The organism is Ramlibacter sp. (genome assembly GCF_050250995.1).
Taxonomy (GTDB): domain Bacteria; phylum Pseudomonadota; class Gammaproteobacteria; order Burkholderiales; family Burkholderiaceae_C; genus Ramlibacter.
Genome location: NZ_JBFWNP010000003.1, coordinates 257747 through 272137, shown reverse-complemented (window position 1 = coordinate 272137; position 14391 = coordinate 257747). Strand labels below are relative to the sequence as shown.

The 14391-nt window shown below is 68.3% G+C and carries 16 protein-coding genes and 1 pseudogene; 10 read left to right on the top strand and 7 right to left on the bottom strand.

Features of this window, described 5'->3' with window-relative positions:
• Positions 1-77: 77 nt before the first annotated feature.
• The 5 genes and pseudogenes from AB7E83_RS04990 (at position 78) to AB7E83_RS04970 (ending at position 4106) form a co-directional block, all read left to right on the top strand.
• Positions 78-1316, top strand: coding sequence for a Fic family protein (locus tag AB7E83_RS04990; protein ID WP_428565940.1), 1239 nt, complete (start codon positions 78-80; stop codon positions 1314-1316).
• 123 nt (positions 1317-1439) lie between these two features.
• On the top strand, positions 1440-2243 hold the full coding sequence (locus AB7E83_RS04985; RefSeq protein ID WP_428565937.1) for a GntR family transcriptional regulator: 804 nt from the start codon (positions 1440-1442) through the stop codon (positions 2241-2243).
• A 139-nt stretch (positions 2244-2382) separates the two neighbouring features.
• The gene (locus AB7E83_RS04980) at positions 2383-3162 is read left to right on the top strand and encodes an enoyl-CoA hydratase/isomerase family protein (RefSeq protein WP_428565935.1); all 780 of its coding nucleotides are present in this window, start codon (positions 2383-2385) and stop codon (positions 3160-3162) included.
• Positions 3163-3289: 127 nt separating this feature from the next.
• Positions 3290-3770: pseudogene (locus tag AB7E83_RS04975) on the top strand (CaiB/BaiF CoA transferase family protein); the annotation flags it as partial.
• A 33-nt stretch (positions 3771-3803) separates the two neighbouring features.
• Positions 3804-4106, top strand: a complete 303-nt coding sequence (locus AB7E83_RS04970; RefSeq protein ID WP_428566165.1) for an enoyl-CoA hydratase-related protein — start codon at positions 3804-3806, stop codon at positions 4104-4106.
• 140 nt (positions 4107-4246) lie between these two features.
• Here the strand turns inward: AB7E83_RS04970 and AB7E83_RS04965 are convergent, their stop codons facing one another.
• On the bottom strand, positions 4247-5569 hold the full coding sequence (locus tag AB7E83_RS04965; RefSeq protein ID WP_428565932.1) for a HipA domain-containing protein: 1323 nt from the start codon (positions 5567-5569) through the stop codon (positions 4247-4249).
• A gap of 256 nt (positions 5570-5825) precedes the next feature.
• Between AB7E83_RS04965 and AB7E83_RS04960 the strand changes: the two genes are divergently transcribed.
• Positions 5826-6275 carry a type II toxin-antitoxin system Phd/YefM family antitoxin gene (locus AB7E83_RS04960; RefSeq protein WP_428565930.1) on the top strand — a complete coding sequence of 150 codons (450 nt, stop codon included), beginning with the start codon at positions 5826-5828 and terminating at the stop codon, positions 6273-6275.
• Positions 6206-6817 carry a DUF6036 family nucleotidyltransferase gene (locus tag AB7E83_RS04955; protein WP_428565927.1) on the top strand — a complete coding sequence of 204 codons (612 nt, stop codon included), beginning with the start codon at positions 6206-6208 and terminating at the stop codon, positions 6815-6817. The genes AB7E83_RS04960 and AB7E83_RS04955 overlap by 70 nt, the downstream gene beginning before the upstream one ends.
• Before the next feature lie 27 nt (positions 6818-6844).
• Here AB7E83_RS04955 and AB7E83_RS04950 read toward each other — a convergent pair whose 3' ends face one another.
• The gene (locus AB7E83_RS04950; RefSeq protein WP_428565924.1) at positions 6845-7735 is read right to left on the bottom strand and encodes a transglutaminase-like domain-containing protein; all 891 of its coding nucleotides are present in this window, start codon (positions 7733-7735) and stop codon (positions 6845-6847) included.
• A gap of 205 nt (positions 7736-7940) precedes the next feature.
• Here AB7E83_RS04950 and AB7E83_RS04945 point away from each other — a divergent pair, with 205 nt between their 5' ends.
• Positions 7941-8372, top strand: coding sequence for an RcnB family protein (locus AB7E83_RS04945; protein WP_428565921.1), 432 nt, complete (start codon positions 7941-7943; stop codon positions 8370-8372).
• Here AB7E83_RS04945 and AB7E83_RS04940 read toward each other — a convergent pair.
• Positions 8362-9192, bottom strand: a complete 831-nt coding sequence (locus AB7E83_RS04940) for an SDR family NAD(P)-dependent oxidoreductase (RefSeq protein ID WP_428565918.1) — start codon at positions 9190-9192, stop codon at positions 8362-8364. The genes AB7E83_RS04945 and AB7E83_RS04940 overlap by 11 nt on opposite strands.
• The gene (locus AB7E83_RS04935) at positions 9189-9842 is read right to left on the bottom strand and encodes an SDR family NAD(P)-dependent oxidoreductase (protein WP_428565915.1); all 654 of its coding nucleotides are present in this window, start codon (positions 9840-9842) and stop codon (positions 9189-9191) included. Before AB7E83_RS04935 ends, AB7E83_RS04940 begins: the two co-directional genes overlap by 4 nt.
• 153 nt (positions 9843-9995) lie before the next feature.
• On the opposite strand from AB7E83_RS04935, the gene AB7E83_RS04930 reads away from it, so the two are divergent.
• Both AB7E83_RS04930 and AB7E83_RS04925 read left to right on the top strand, forming a co-directional pair.
• The gene (locus AB7E83_RS04930) at positions 9996-10670 is read left to right on the top strand and encodes a response regulator (protein WP_428565912.1); all 675 of its coding nucleotides are present in this window, start codon (positions 9996-9998) and stop codon (positions 10668-10670) included.
• On the top strand, positions 10667-12055 hold the full coding sequence (locus AB7E83_RS04925) for an ATP-binding protein (protein ID WP_428565910.1): 1389 nt from the start codon (positions 10667-10669) through the stop codon (positions 12053-12055). Before AB7E83_RS04930 ends, AB7E83_RS04925 begins: the two co-directional genes overlap by 4 nt.
• Here AB7E83_RS04925 and AB7E83_RS04920 read toward each other — a convergent pair.
• The 3 genes from AB7E83_RS04920 to AB7E83_RS04910 are packed head-to-tail and all read right to left on the bottom strand — an operon-like array spanning position 12042 to position 14210.
• On the bottom strand, positions 12042-12704 hold the full coding sequence (locus AB7E83_RS04920; RefSeq protein ID WP_428565907.1) for a hypothetical protein: 663 nt from the start codon (positions 12702-12704) through the stop codon (positions 12042-12044). The genes AB7E83_RS04925 and AB7E83_RS04920 overlap by 14 nt on opposite strands.
• Complete coding sequence (locus AB7E83_RS04915) at positions 12694-13530, bottom strand: SDR family oxidoreductase (protein ID WP_428565905.1); 837 nt, start codon at positions 13528-13530, stop codon at positions 12694-12696. The genes AB7E83_RS04920 and AB7E83_RS04915 overlap by 11 nt, the downstream gene beginning before the upstream one ends.
• Positions 13527-14210 (bottom strand): TenA family transcriptional regulator, encoded by a 684-nt coding sequence (locus tag AB7E83_RS04910; protein ID WP_428566164.1) that lies wholly within the window; start codon positions 14208-14210, stop codon positions 13527-13529. Before AB7E83_RS04910 ends, AB7E83_RS04915 begins: the two co-directional genes overlap by 4 nt.
• Positions 14211-14391 lie beyond the last annotated feature (181 nt).

The following is a 14391-nucleotide window of genomic DNA, read 5'->3' as shown; positions in this document are numbered from 1 at the left end:
TCGCAGTCAATCTCGCAGAAATTGTCGCGAAAATCGGCAATTTCCAGAGGGAAATAGGCCCGCGTACAATCTCGCAGATGAGCCCGCAGATCATCGCGCATTACGACGCGCCGCATCAGTTCGAGCCGCTGCTGCCCGACGAGCTGCGGCTGCGCCCGCTCCTGGAGCAGGCGAGCGACGTGATGCGCGCGGCCACGGCGCTGGGTTCGGCCACCACGGCGCAGCAGGAGCTGAAGTCGCTGCTGCGCGCGATGAATTCGTACTACACCAACAAGCTCGAAGGCGAGCACACGCGGCCCATCGAGATCGAAAGGGCGCTGCAACAGGATTTTTCGGCCAACGCCGACATCGCGCGCCGGCAAAGGCTGGCCGTGGCGCACATCAAGACCGAGCAGCAGTGCGAAGACGACCTCGACGCGCAGGCGGCCAAAGGCACGGACGCCTTTCGTGCCCTGTATTCCATCGAGTGCGTGAAGTGGCTGCATCGCGAGCTTTTCTCCGGCCTGGCCGATGCCGACTTGCGCGTGGCCGATGGGACGTCCCTCGTGGCGGGCGAATTCAGGGCGCGGCAAGTGGCGGTGGGGCGGCACGAGCCACCGTTGTCGAAGTCCTTGCCAGCTTTCCTCAATCGATGGTCCGAGGTGTATGGCGGGGTGCGGCGCGGCGAGATGTCGCTGGTGGCTGCGGTTGCGTCGCATCATCGGCTTGCGTGGGTGCATCCGTTTCTCGATGGCAATGGCCGGGTCGCGCGATTGCACACGCACTTGGTGCTGCATGCGATGGGCCTGACGAATGGATTGTGGTCACCGCTGCGTGGCTTTGCACGCAGCGAGTCGAAGTACAAGGCCTTGCTGCAAGCGGCGGACGAACACCGGCAGGGTGACCTGGATGGGCGGGGGAACCTCACGCAGAAGGGCTTCGTCGAGTGGATCGCGTATGCGCTGGACGTGTGCCGGGACCAGATCGAGTTCATGACGGGGCAACTGGAGGTACGCGGGATGCAGGGGCGGATCGAAGCGTCGTTGATCCACGATGCAGCGACGGGGCGCAACGGCATTCGGACCGAGGCGCTGCGGCCGCTGCACTATCTGTTCGCTGCGCAGGTCGAGTTGACGCGGGGCGAGTTCAAGACGATGTCGGGGCTGGGGGACCGGCTCGCGACCGATCTCGTGTCTGCGCTTCTGAAAAGCGGCTATGTGGCGAGCGACTCGCCTTACGGCAAGCTGCGGTTCGCGATTCCGAGGCATGCGCTGCGGCACTACTTTCCCAACTTGTGGCCGGAGGCGGAGGCGGATCGGGAGATGTCGAAGTCGTAGCGGGGCATGCTCGAATCACTTGAGGTGCGGTTGAAGCATGGCACCCGGTGCGGCGCAGTGCAGTTTTCGAAGGAATGGATATATCAAAGTGGGCGACAATCGGGCCTCATGGAACCTAGCCCAGTGACAACGCCGGACCTCGGCGACCCGGATCGCAAGCTCAGCGCAGCCGAAAGTGTCCGCGTGGAACTCCAGCGGGAGATCAGCGAAGGGTTGTTGGTCCCGGGGGATCCTCTGGATGAGGAGGCCATTGCAGCCCGGTTCGGGATCTCCCGCACACCGGTGCGCGAGGCACTGCTCCACCTCTCCGTGCGCGGGCTGGTGACGATCGCCCCCCGAGCGGGCATCTACGTTGCGCGCCTGTCCATTCCCGAACTTCTCGGGCTGCTCGAACTTCTCGCCGAACTCGAGGCCGTCTGCGCCAAATTCGCAGCGAGGCGGCACTCGGCGGAGGAGGCGCAGGCGCTGAAGCGTGTCCACGAGAACAGCCTGGCGTTCGAGAAGCAGGCCGACGCAGCGGGCTATGCGGCGGCGAACGCGGAGTTCCACGAAATCCTCTACCGAGCTTGCCGCAACGAGCCCCTCGCGCGGGAGATCGCCCATCTGCGCATGCGCACCCAGGTCTACAGGCAGTCGGTCTTCCAGAACCAGCTTCGCATCCGTCGTTCGCGCGAAGACCACGAGCGGGTCGTCCGCGCGATCCTCATGGGCGATCCGGACGGAGCCTATGCCGCCATGTTGGACCACATCGCCATCGGCGGACGTGACTTCGCGGACCTGCTTTCGCGCGTGCCCACGACGATGCTGGCCGGCGAGCCCGAGTATCCGGGAAGGTCACGCATCGAGCCGCAACGCGCCGTCGCGCGAAAGGTTCTGGCCGAGGGCGGACCCAAGTCGCGCCGGGCCAAGGCGGTCAAACGCAGGTGAGCAGATGCACTCCGACTCCCCCGGGAGTCGAGAACGTGAACGGCAACGCGCCAGGGTTCTGCACCGGAAAGCCGGGTAATATATCAATAATTGAAATTGAGATATCAAAGTGCCATAATCCGGGGAACCTGGAGGTGCCGTGTCTCAATCTTTTCCGCCGCTCCTCGAGCGCCATGGAAACATCGCGGTGGTGACGCTACGCCGACCTGCGCAAGCGAACAAGCTGCAGCAAGAGGATGTGGAACTCCTTCACGATTTCTGGCGCGCGATTCGGCAGGACGAGTCGGTCCGAGCCGTCGTGCTCACCGCACAGGGGCGTCACTTCAGCGCGGGCTACGACCTCGGGGCCATCCTCCGCACCGATCGCGTCCCTGAGGCGGACAACGGCGAGAACGCCTTCGGCAGCATGGTCGACGCCCTCGAGCAGTTGCCGCAGGTCACGGTCTGCGCGTTGAACGGCGGGGTCTACGGCGGGGCAACGGACCTTGCCCTGGCGTGTGACTTCCGCATCGCGGTGCGGTCCTGCGAAATGTTCATGCCGGCTGCCCGACTTGGGCTGCACTACCACCTCGGCGGACTGCGCCGCTTCGTGTCGCGGCTTGGGCTCGACACGGCCAAGCGTCTGTTCCTGCTGGCGGACAAACTGCCGGCTCCGGAAATGCACGCCATCGGGTACCTGCAGAGGATCGTCGAGCCGGACGATCTGCTTCCGCAGGCGATGGATATCGCGTGGAAGGCCGCTGCCATGGCGCCACTGGCGTCCCGGGGCATGAAGGCAACGCTCAACGCCATCGCGGCGGACAACGTGGACCTCGCGGAAGTGCGACGCAGCGAGGTGCGGGCGATGCACTCGAAGGACCTGCAGGAGGGCGTCACGGCCTGGCACGAGAAGCGGGTCCCGGTCTTCCACGGCAACTGAGTAGCCGGCCCCGCAGCCATACCGAGCCGACGCCACACCGCCGACACCAGAACCCCATGAGCGAATCAACACCCCAGCACCCGCCCGGCGCACTTGCGGGCTACACGGTCCTCGACCTCAGCCAAGAGCCGACGTCGTGCTGGAAAATTTCCGGCCCGACGTCAAGGATCGACTTGGGTTCGACTACGAGTCTCTCGCGGCAGTCAACCCCCGCATCGTTCTGGTGAGCATCTCCGGCTTCGGCCAGGACGGGCCTTACCGCTCCCGGCCAGGCTTCGATCAGGTCCTGCAGGGGATGTGCGGCCTCATGAGCACGACAGGAGAGCCCGGGGGGCCCGCCGTTGCGCGCCGGCGCTGCAGTGATCGACGTGATCTCGGGCGTGTATGCCGCCGTGGGCGCCATGACCGCGCTGCTCGAGCGCCAAGCGAGCGGCAAAGGTCAGTGGGTCCAGATTTCGCTCCTGCACGCCGGGTTCGGGCTTCTGGATTTCCAGGCCGCGCGCTACCTGCACGACCAAACGGTGCCTGGCCGCTATGGCAACGATCACCCCACCAGCATGCCGACTTCGGCTTACCGAACGCAGGACGGATATATCAATATCGGCGCGCCGCGCGCACTCCCGCGCAACCTCGCACTCGAGATGATCATGACCGGCCAGCCCATTGGCGCCGAACGGGCCCATGCACTTGGGATGGTGAACAGGCTGGCGGAGGGCGGGACGCTGCTCGATGAAGCGCTTGCGCTCGCGGAATCGATTACTCGTGGCTCGCCGATCGCGGTGCGCGAAAGTCTGCTCATCGCTCGCTCCGCGGAAGATCTCCCCGAAGACGAGTTGCGCGCGTTGACGCTCGAATGCGTCCAGCGCAACCGCGCTACGGAAGACATCAAGGAAGGGCCGCGCGCCTTTCTGCAGAAGCGAACGCCCGTGTGGCAAGGGCGATGACCGCGAGCGGCTGGCGCAAATGAGGCGGGTGCTGTACGACGCGGCGCACAGGCACCAGGTAATCGCGTTCACCTGCCATGAGGAGAACTGGGGGGATATGGGGGTGGTGGCGAGGCGATTGGGGTGAGCCCGCGGCCCGGTCAACGCAGGGTCGACCCGGGGCGGAGACGCGCCGCCATCTCTGACGCGACATCGCGCAACTCGCGAGTCACTGATTTGCTCTGCGAGAGCGTCGTCCAGAAGGCCTCGGCGACGGGCGCGGCGCGGGAGGCCAGCGCACCATCGTCGGGGGCAAAGGGCGCATAGGGCTGCACTCCACCCAGTGCGGGATCCGGCCGCCACCGCATCGGCAACATGTCGTAGACGGGCGTCAACTCGAAGCGTCCGCGGAGGATGCCGTCCAGGCCGACGAACAATCCCAGGTTGCCGCTGTGCATGTCGGTGTTCCCGATCAGGCGGCCGAAGTCGAAAACCGTCCGCGCGGCACCCGCTTCCTGCAACGACAGGCAACCGCGGCTGACCAGGGCAGCGCAGCTCTCGGGCCAGTTGCGGTAAGTGCCCTGCACGAACGCTTCATGCGCCTTGCCGATCGAGACGACATGGCGGCGACCGGTTGGCCCGACCCGGTCGAAACGTTGCGAAATCAGATAGGCGCGCCGCCTCGTTCGCTCGAAATGCGAAGTGGCCGCGCTGAACCCGTGTTGCTTCAGCGTCTCGCATGCCAGGTGTTCGGCCAGGAGAAGGTCCGACCAGCGCGTCCCGCCGGGACTCTCCAGCGGCGGCGAAAACTTGACGATGACGTGCGCCCCGGTGGGAAGGATCGCGAGGAATTTGGGCTGTTCGCCTCCGGCCGACGAGCCCGCCGGGAGTGTCGTCGCGATGTTGTCGGCCACGGTGTCCAGCGACTGGTGAAGCATCTCGAGCGAGAGCGCCAGCGGCGGGATGGCATCGTCTTGCACGCCTAAAGTCATCGCGCCGGGCGCGTCATGGATTTGCAGTGCGGCATACAGCACCGTCTCGAGGAGCCACCGCGCCGGATCTGCGTCGGCTCCGAACGACGCCATGCCGGCTGCTGCAGCTGTCATGCGACCCAGGAAACCTTCGGGCCGCAGCGGCGAGAGATACCAGGGCAGCGCGGAGCCGCTGAAGTCGCCGAGCATGCGCGACTGCACGAAAATCGTGTCGTTGGCCAGATGGCTAAGCGTCCCGAGCTCGCGGCGGCCTCCCTGCGCGTCGGTCCACCAGATCGTATGTTGGGCGGGGCGACCATGAATGGATTTTCCCAACCCGTAGCGGGTGGCGCGGCCCCGCCCCAATGGCAAGACCTTCGGACCCAGGTCCTTGATCAGCCGCGAAACGGTAGGCTGGCTCTTCCCAATGGAGGATTGAAGTTCCGCCGACGTAACGGCCCCCTTCGTGGCCAGCACGCCGAGAATCAGCTGGTGTTCCGGATTGAGCTGCACCGGTCGATCATAAATGAATAGATAATGAATAGATACTGTCCATCTCGGCAGGCATTGCGAGCAACTCCAGACCGCCTTCCAGGTTCCTGATGGTCCGTGACCGAACGAGGGTGCCGTCGAGAACCAAGGCCATTCACATGAGGGAGCGGATGGCTGCTGCGTTCAACCGTCTAGCGGGATCCCTACGGCAACCCGCTTTGCCGAGGGCTCGGTCCGCTGGTTTGAACGACCCCCGGAATTTGTCTAAAATTTGAAAATGGACAAAGTCACGGCCTCCTTTGCAAAGCAGACGCTAGGTGAATGCCTTCAACGGGCCGCCGTCGCGCCAGTGGCGATCGAAAGGCACGGCAAGGTCGTTGCCGCACTGGTCCCACCGGATTGGCTCGAACGTGCTCCGCTCCTGGATGAAAGAAGACTCGCGCGGGAACAGCAGCGTCGCGTCGAGGAACGTCGGCTGCTGAAGCATCATCGGATCGCGCTCGACCTCCTGAGCGACGCAACGCGACGGAAGCACCTTCTGGCGACCGCGAGGAACGAGGTGCGCCGCTGGTCGGAGAACCAGCTGTGCAGTCAGGACTACATCGACCGTTGGACGCAGTGGCTCGCGCTTCCTGTTGCCACATTGGCGCGGACCATGTGCTCGGACGCCGACGGCTGGGGCAATGCAATGAGGCAGAACTCGCCGTTCGGCGTGATCCCCGGATGAATGCAGACGCGCTCTTTGCGCTTCTTGCCGAAGCGCGAAGACACTGCGGCCATACGCAGTACGTTGTCGTCGGCAGCCTCTCGGTCCTCGGGGTGTCGGAGGTGTCGGCGATTCCCGCCGACATGGTCCTGTCGATCGATGCAGACTGCTACACGTTGACGGACCCCGGGCGGGCGCTGGATCTGCAGGATGCGCTCGGTGAGGGCAGCGTCTTCCACATCGCGAACGGCATCTATCTCGATCCCGTGAACCCCAAGCTGCCCACGCTCCCCGACCGATGGGAGACGCGGCTGATCAAGTTGCAGCGTGGCGATGTCGTTGCGCTGTTTCTCGAGCCGCACGATGCAGCCGTGTCGAAGCTCACGCGCGGCGAGGACCGCGACTTTCGCTGGATCCTGGCGGGTGCGCGCGCGAACATCCTCTCGCTGTCCACGATTGCGATTCGCATGAAGGCCACGAGCTTTCTCGATGACGACGAACACGCAGCGGCTGAAGAACTGTTGGCGAAGGTGAAGTCCGCGCTGAGCCGGGGCAAACGCTGAGGCACGCGGTCCCCACGACGAGAGCAGTCAAAGAAGTCGCGCCCCACCCACCCCCGGCCCCGCCACCGTCGACAGCGCCTCCGCGCAATGCTCCGGCATCCACAGGCCCGGTCCCGCAAGCGCGACCGTCCTGATCATCGGCGCCATCGCGTTCACCCCGCCGAAGATCGTCGCGAACGCAACGTCGGCCGCGTCGCGGCCCGTGCCGAAGCGCAGGAAGCCCATCGGAATGCCGGTGCCCGACGCGTCGAAGATGTACCAGCGGTCGCCCAGGTACACCTCCACGTAGGCGTGGAAGTCCGGCGGGCCGAGCGCGGGGTCCGCGCCGAAGTCGGTGCCGGTCGCGATGCGCGCGGGAATGTTCAGCGCACGGCACAGCGCGATCATGAGGTGCGTGAAATCGCGGCACACGCCCACCTGCTCGACCAGCGTGTCGATGGCCGACGTGTTGGAGTTGCTCGTGTTCGACGCGAAGGTCACGTGCTGCTGTACCCAGTTCTGGATCGCCATCACGCGGCTGTGCCCCTGCGGCAGGTGGCCGAAGTTGCGGAACGCGGTGCGCAGCAGCCGGTCGGACTGGCAGTACCGGCTCGGGTACACATAAGGCAGGACGTCGAGCGGCAGGGAGCGCACCGGAACCTCGCGCAGCGTCGCCGGGTCGGCGCGGTGGTGGTCGATGCGCACGGTGGCGGTGTAAGTTAATTGCAAGGGGCCGGGGCCGGCGCGCAGGCGCATGAAGCGGGTGGCCGTGGCCTCGTCGGTCGCGACGTCGGTGGCGACCCGCTGGTTGATCACCAGCCGCTCCTGCTCGACGGTCTGCTGCGGCGTGCGGGCCGCGTGGATGTTGAAGACGAAATCGGCGCCGGCAGGGTCGGTGATGTCGTAGGCCAGGTCGACCTGCAATTCGAGACGGATCATGGACCGTACGTTACACCTTGCCGTGACTCGACGTTGTAGGCGCCGCCCGCGCGTCGGATTCCCCGCCGTCGCGGCGCCCCGCCGAACCGACAGCCGGCGGTCGCCGACCCAAACGTAACAGCGGCTTTGCAACTCTATACGGGAGCTTCGCCTGCGCCTCACATGGGGCGCTCAGCATCGAGTCATCGAAGCAAAGGAGTCCATCATGAACAAAGCACGAACCCTCGTCTGCGGCCTCGCCATCGCGTCGCTCGGCATCTCGTCCATCGCCGTGGCGCAGCCCGCGCGCGAAGCGCGCCAGGACGTCCGGGAGGCCCAGCGCGACCTGCGCCGTGCCGACACCCCGCGCGAAACCCGCGAGGCGCGGCAGGACCTGCGCGAGGCGCAGCGCGACCTGCGCGAGGCGCGCCAGGACCGCCGCGAAGCGCGCCGCTACTACAACGCGCGCACCAACGAGTTCCGCCGGGGCGGCCGCCTGCCGTCCGAACTGCGGCACAACCAGTACGTGGTGAACAACTGGCGCAGCCATCGCCTGTCCGCCCCGCCGCGCGGCTACCACTGGGTTCAGGTTGGCCCCGACTACGTGCTGGCCGCCATCGCCACGGGCCTGATCGCGAACCTGATCCTCAACCAGTAGGCGGGTCGTCCACGTCCCGAAAAAGCGCCTGCGAATGCCCGCCGTCGCAGTTGAACGCCTGCGCCGTGATGTACGACGCGGCGGGCGACGCGAGGAACACGATGAGGTCCGCCATCTCCCGAGGCGTGCCGAGTCGGCCGAGCGGAATGTCGCGGGCGCGTCGTTCGCGCACTGCCTCGGGCAGCGTGGCACGCGCGAGCGGCGTGAGGATGGTGCCGGGGTTGACGGCGTTCACGCGCACGCCGTACTCGGCCCATTCCAGCGCCATCTGCCGCGTGAGCGTGGTGAGCGCGCCCTTGCTCGGCGCATAGGGGCCGCTGTTCGGCCGGCCCCAGATCCAGCCGAGCGTGGACACGTTGACGATGGATGCGGCCGGACTGTTGCGCAGGTGCGGCAGGCAGGCGCGCGCGAGCAGCAGCGCACCGAGGACGTTGACGTCGAAGCTGCGGCGCCAGTCCTGCGGCGTGCAGTCCTCGAGCTTCGCGGCGAACACGATGGCCGCGCAGTCGACCACGATGTCGAGCCGGCCGAAGGAGGCAACGGTCTTCGCAACGCCGGCGGCGATGTCGTCCGGGTTCGAAATGTCGAGGGGCAGGGCGATGGCGTGTTCGCTGCTGCCCTTGCCGCCGTTGTCGTCGTTGATGGACGAAGCCACCTGCTGCGCATTCGCGAACGCGATGTCGCCGATGGCGACCGACGCACCGTTCGCGGCCAGGGTGCGGCACACCGCCTCGCCGATTCCGCTGCCGCCGCCGACGACGAGCGCCGCGAGGCCTTGCAACGGCGAGTTGCGCATCCAGTCGAGCGGGGCGCGCATCATGCCGGGCCTCCTGCCGGTCGCGTCATCGGCGCGGCATAGAGGCTTTGCGACAGGCCGCCGTCGCAGTTCAACACCTGCGCGGTGAGAAAGGACGCGGCGGGAGAGGCGAGGAAGACGACGAGGCTGGCGACTTCCTCCGGCGTGCCGGGCCGCCGCATCGGAATCATGTTGGCGAGTCGAGGCGGCGCTTTGGACGCACTCGTCAATAGGCCGGGGCTCACCGCGTTCACGCGAATGCCGTCGCCCGACACTTCGAGCGCCATGCTGCGCATGAGCTCGATGAGCGCGCCTTGCGCCGGGCTGCCGGCCAGCGGAACGAGGTCCACGATGGCCGGGGAGGGGCTGCGGCGCAGGTGCGGGATGCAGGCGGATGCGAGGGCGCGACGTGCGTCGACGATCTCGCCGGGATTCGCGTCGCCCTCTACCTCCTGGGCCGTCACGAGCACATCGAGGCGTCCCGACCGCATTACCGCCTCGTCGATCGCCGCTGGCATGTTCATCTGTGCCTCCATCGCGATCGCCACGCCGCCATTGGCCCGCCACATGCGCATCACGGCTTCCCCCACCGGCGTGCGCGGCGCGACGACCAGGGCGACGAGGCCCTCGATGCGGGAGCGGTGCATCCAGTCGGAGTGGAAATCGGCGGACACGTCCGCGAGCTTCGCATGTGCCGCGCAGGGACGCGAGAGGGGTTTTCGCGAGGCTGCCCGAAATCACCGGCCGCAGGGCGCGGTTCTGCGCCAGATCGGAGCGCGGCTAAGATCGAGAATCGCGGCCACCGGCCGACGCGTTGCCCCGCCCCCATGCGCATCCTCATCGTCGAAGACGATCCCCTCCTCGGCCCGGCCCTCGCCACGGGCCTTCGTCAACTCGGACAGGTCGCCGACCTGTTCACGCAGGGCTCCGACGCCGATGGCGCGCTGATCGCGACGCCTTACGACGCGGTCGTGCTCGACCTCGGCCTGCCCGGCGGCGACGGCATGACGTGGCTGCGCCGCTGGCGCGACCGGGGCGAGAAGGTGCCGGTGCTGATCCTCACGGCCCGCGACGGCGTCGACCAGCGCATCGCCGGGCTCGATGCCGGCGCCGACGACTATCTCCTGAAGCCGCTCACCATCGACGAGCTCGCCGCGCGTCTGCGCGCGCTGATGCGGCGGTCCACCGGGCGCGCGCAGCCGGTGTGGCAGCACGGTGCCCTCGAATTCGAGCCGGCCGCCCGGCGGGTGCGCTGGAAAGGCCAGCCGGTGGAACTGACGCAGCGCGAGCTCGCCTTGCTCGAGGCGCTGCTACGCGAGCCGCAGCGCGTGCTGTCGCGCGGCATTCTGCGCGACAAGCTCTACGACTGGAGCGACACCGAGCCAGAGGGCAACTCGCTCGAGGTCCACATCCATCACCTGCGCCGCAAGATCTCGCCGGGCATCGTGCGCACCGTGCGCGGCGTGGGCTACGCGCTCGGGCCGCCCGAGGCCTCGCCATGAGCCTGCGCCGCCGGCTGATGATCTACCTGCTCGTCTGCGCGCCCCTCGTGTGGGCGGCGGCGCTCGCCGTGTCCGTGCAGCGTTCTCGCTACCAGGTCAACGAGCTGTACGACACCGAGCTCATCCGCCTCGCCCGCCAGGTGCTGGCGACGATGCGCACGCCGCTGCATGAGGCGCCCGTCGCGCCGCAGCTGCCGCCGCCGCCTTCGCCGGGGGCGGCCGACAGCGGCGAAAGCGACGTCCGCGACCTCGCGATCGCCGTGTGGGACCGCGAAGGGCGCCTGCTCGTCTCGGACCGCGAAGGCGTGAGCCTGCCCTATCGCCGCAACGCGGTGGGCTTCGTGGACCAGACGGTCGAGGGCCGCGCCTGGCGCCTCTACTACCTGCAGGCGCCCACCGGGGAACTCGTCGCCTCGGGCCAGGCCGCCTACGAGCGCGACGAACTGGTCGTCTCGCTCGTGGGCAGCCAGGCGATTCCGTGGCTGCTGCTGCTGCCCGTGCTGCTGCTCGCGATGGGCTGGGCCGTGCGGCAGGCGCTGGCGCCGATCCATCGGCTGACCGACGACCTACAGCGGCGCGGCGGCGACGACCTCGCGCCCGTGCCCGACGCCGAAGCGCCCGCCGAACTGCGCCCGCTCGTGGCCGCAATGAACAGCCTCTTCGCGCGCATCGACAGCCTGCTCGTGCGCGAGCGACGGTTCACCGCCGATGCCGCGCACGAACTGCGCACGCCGCTGGCCGTGCTGCGCGCGCAGTGGGACGTGGTGAAGCGCTCCCGCAGCGACGACGAGCGCGCGAAGGCGCAGTCGGCCATGGACGCGGGCCTCTCGCGCCTCGACCGGCTCGTCACGCAGATGCTCGCGCTGTCGCGCGCGGAAAGCACGATGCTGGGCCCCGATACGGGGGACGTCGACTGGACGGCCGTCGTCGAGCAGACGATGGCCGACTGCCTGCCGCTGGCCGACCGCCGCCGCATCGAGCTCGCATGCCAGTGGCCGCCCGAGGGCCGCGCGGCGCTGCCGCTGGTGGGCGACGACCACCTGATGACCGTGCTGCTGCGCAACCTCGTGGACAACGCGGCGCGCTATGCGCCGGCCGGAAGCACGGTCACCGTGCGGATGATGGAAGACCGCATCGAGGTCGAGAACGAAGGCGGGCCGCTCTCGCCCGAGCAGTCGCGCAGCCTCGGGCAGCGCTTCCACCGCCCGCCGGGGCAGGAGGAGCCCGGCAGCGGACTGGGCGTGTCGATCGTGCAGCGCATCGCCGCACTGCACGGGCTCGAGCTCGCCTACGACGCGGGCGAAGCTTCGGGCCGGAGTGCGGGCGAGCCGGCGCCCGGCGTCATTCGCGCCGTGCTGCGCTTCGCGCCGCCTACTTCGACTTGATGCGGTCGAGCAGCATGCGCGCTTCCTCGCGCCGCCCGGTGTCGGCCACCTGCCGGCCCGGCCGGTCGGTGGCCTGCATCGCGCGTTCGAGGTAGGGGACCGCCTGCTCCGGGTGCTTCGTCTCGACGAGGTATTCGCCGTAAAAGTAGTTCGCGTCGATGCCCTTGGGGTTCACGGCGAGCGCCTTGCGCAGCAGCTCGCCCGCCTTCTCCTTGTCGCCGAACGCGACGGGCCAGCCCGGCACCTTGTAGTAGAGGACGCCGAGGCTGTTGTACGCGGAGCCGTCGAGCGCGTTGCCGTCGATCTGGATCGCGCGTTCGTACAGCGTCTTCGCCTGCTTCACGAGCCCGAGCGCGCCCAGGCCGCCTTTCTCGCCGGCGAGCGAGCTGACCACGATGCCTTCCCACACCAGCGGCTCGCTGCGCGCGGGGTAGGTCTCGCTCACCTTGTGCGCGCGGGCGGCCAGCGCTTCGAAGCGCTTCTCGCGCTCCGCCGCGGGCGTCTGGTAGCGGATCACTTCCCAGTCGCGCTGCAGTTCGGCCACGGCGTCGTCCACGGGCGCCGCGCGCGCGACGCAGGGCACGAGCACGACGGCGGCCAGCAGCATCGCGCCGGCCGCGCGCAGGAACAGGCTTCGGTCAATGGGCATTCTTCATCTCCTTGTCGTCATGGATCGGGTGGTGCGCCGCGTGGCCGCCCAGGCTGCGGCGGTGTTTGGCGAAGGCGCCATCGAGCGCCACGGGCGCCAGGCCGTTGAGCCGGGCCGCGATCTTCTCGGGGAAGCCGAGGAAGGTCTCGGCACTCTCGTTTTCCATCATCCGCACCAGCGCCCGCGCGACGTGCTCGGGCGAATCCATCGCGGTTCCGGTCGCGCGGTTGTAGGCCTCGACGGCCGCATCGTTGAACGCGGTGCGCGTGCTGCGCGGCGCGAGGTACTGCACGCGAACGCCGGTATCGGCCAGCTCGCGGCGCAGCGCCTGGGCGAAGCCGCGCAGGCCGAACTTGCCCGCGCAGTAGACGCTGAAGCCCGGCAGGCCGATGGCCCCGAGCGCGGAGCCGAGAAAGATCACCTGCGCGCGCGGCAGGCCGCGCATGTGCGGCAGCAGCGCGCGCGTCAGGGCCATCGGCGCGAGCAGGTTGGTTTGCAGCACGTTCGTCATCGTGTCGATGCCGCAGTCGCCGAGCGGGCCGAACTGCGGCGTGCCGGCGCAATGGATCACCACGTTGCACTCCTGCGCTTCGGCGCGCGCCGACAGCGCGTGGATGTCGATCTCCTTGCGCAGGTCACCGGCGTGCCATTCGATTTGCGCGGCCGGATGGCGCTGGCGCAGGGCGCGCGCCTGCGCCGCGAGCTGACCGGCCGAGCGACCGGCCAGCAGCAAGGCGCTGCCCGCGGCAGCGAGCGCATTCGCGGCGGCGGTGCCGATGCCGCCGCCCGCGCCCGTGAGCAGCACGCGCGTCTGCGCGGCCTTCATGCCGCCACCTCGGCGGCCGCGGCCTGCCGCTGCGGCAGCGGCAAGGCGCGGAACACGTCGCCGTAGAGGCGGAAGAACACGCGGGCCGCATAAATGATGTCCGCCTGGTCGCGCGGGTCGTCGACGCGGTCCATGAGCAGCTGGAAGTGCTGCACGTGCTCCTGGTCGAGCGTGCCGTGCGAGCGCAGGTAGCTGAACGCGGCATCGGGCAGGCCGAGCGGCGCCTGGATGCGGTCGGCGGCGAGCAGGGCGAGCGAGACGCTCGTGCCTTCCAGCACGTGGACCATGCCGAAGAACTCGAGCGGGTTGCGCCGCAGGACGGCGTCGTAGGCATAAGCCACCATGACTTCGGTGGCCACGCCGGGACGCCCGTCGCGCACGGCCTCGGCGTCGCCGCCGCAGGCGCGGATGTCGTCGAGGATCCACGCGTCGTGGCCGCGTTCCTCCTCGATGTACTCGTCGAGCGCGGGGGCGAGCCATTCGCGGCCGGCGGGAATGCGTTGCCGGAAAGCTTCCATCAATGGCACGGTGTGGCGCACGTGATGGTAGGCCTCGCGCAGGAAGGCGAGGTAGCTGGGCAGCGATACCTCGCCGCGCAGGCACCCCTGGATGATGGGCGCGGACAGGAGCGAGGCGCGGTCGCTCTCGGTCTCCTGCAGCAGTCGGGCGTGGAAGCTCATGGACTCTCCGTCGTTTCGTTCTGAAAGGGAAGGCGCGGCCGCGGCCGACGCCAGGTGTTTCGAGTGCGCCGCGAGGATGGCGTCGCGCCGGGGCCGCCCGTTGGCGGTCGCCATGCCGGACGCACTGTCGAAGGGGTGCAGCGCGCGGACCCAGTCGCGCACGCGCGCGTAGTCGGGCAGG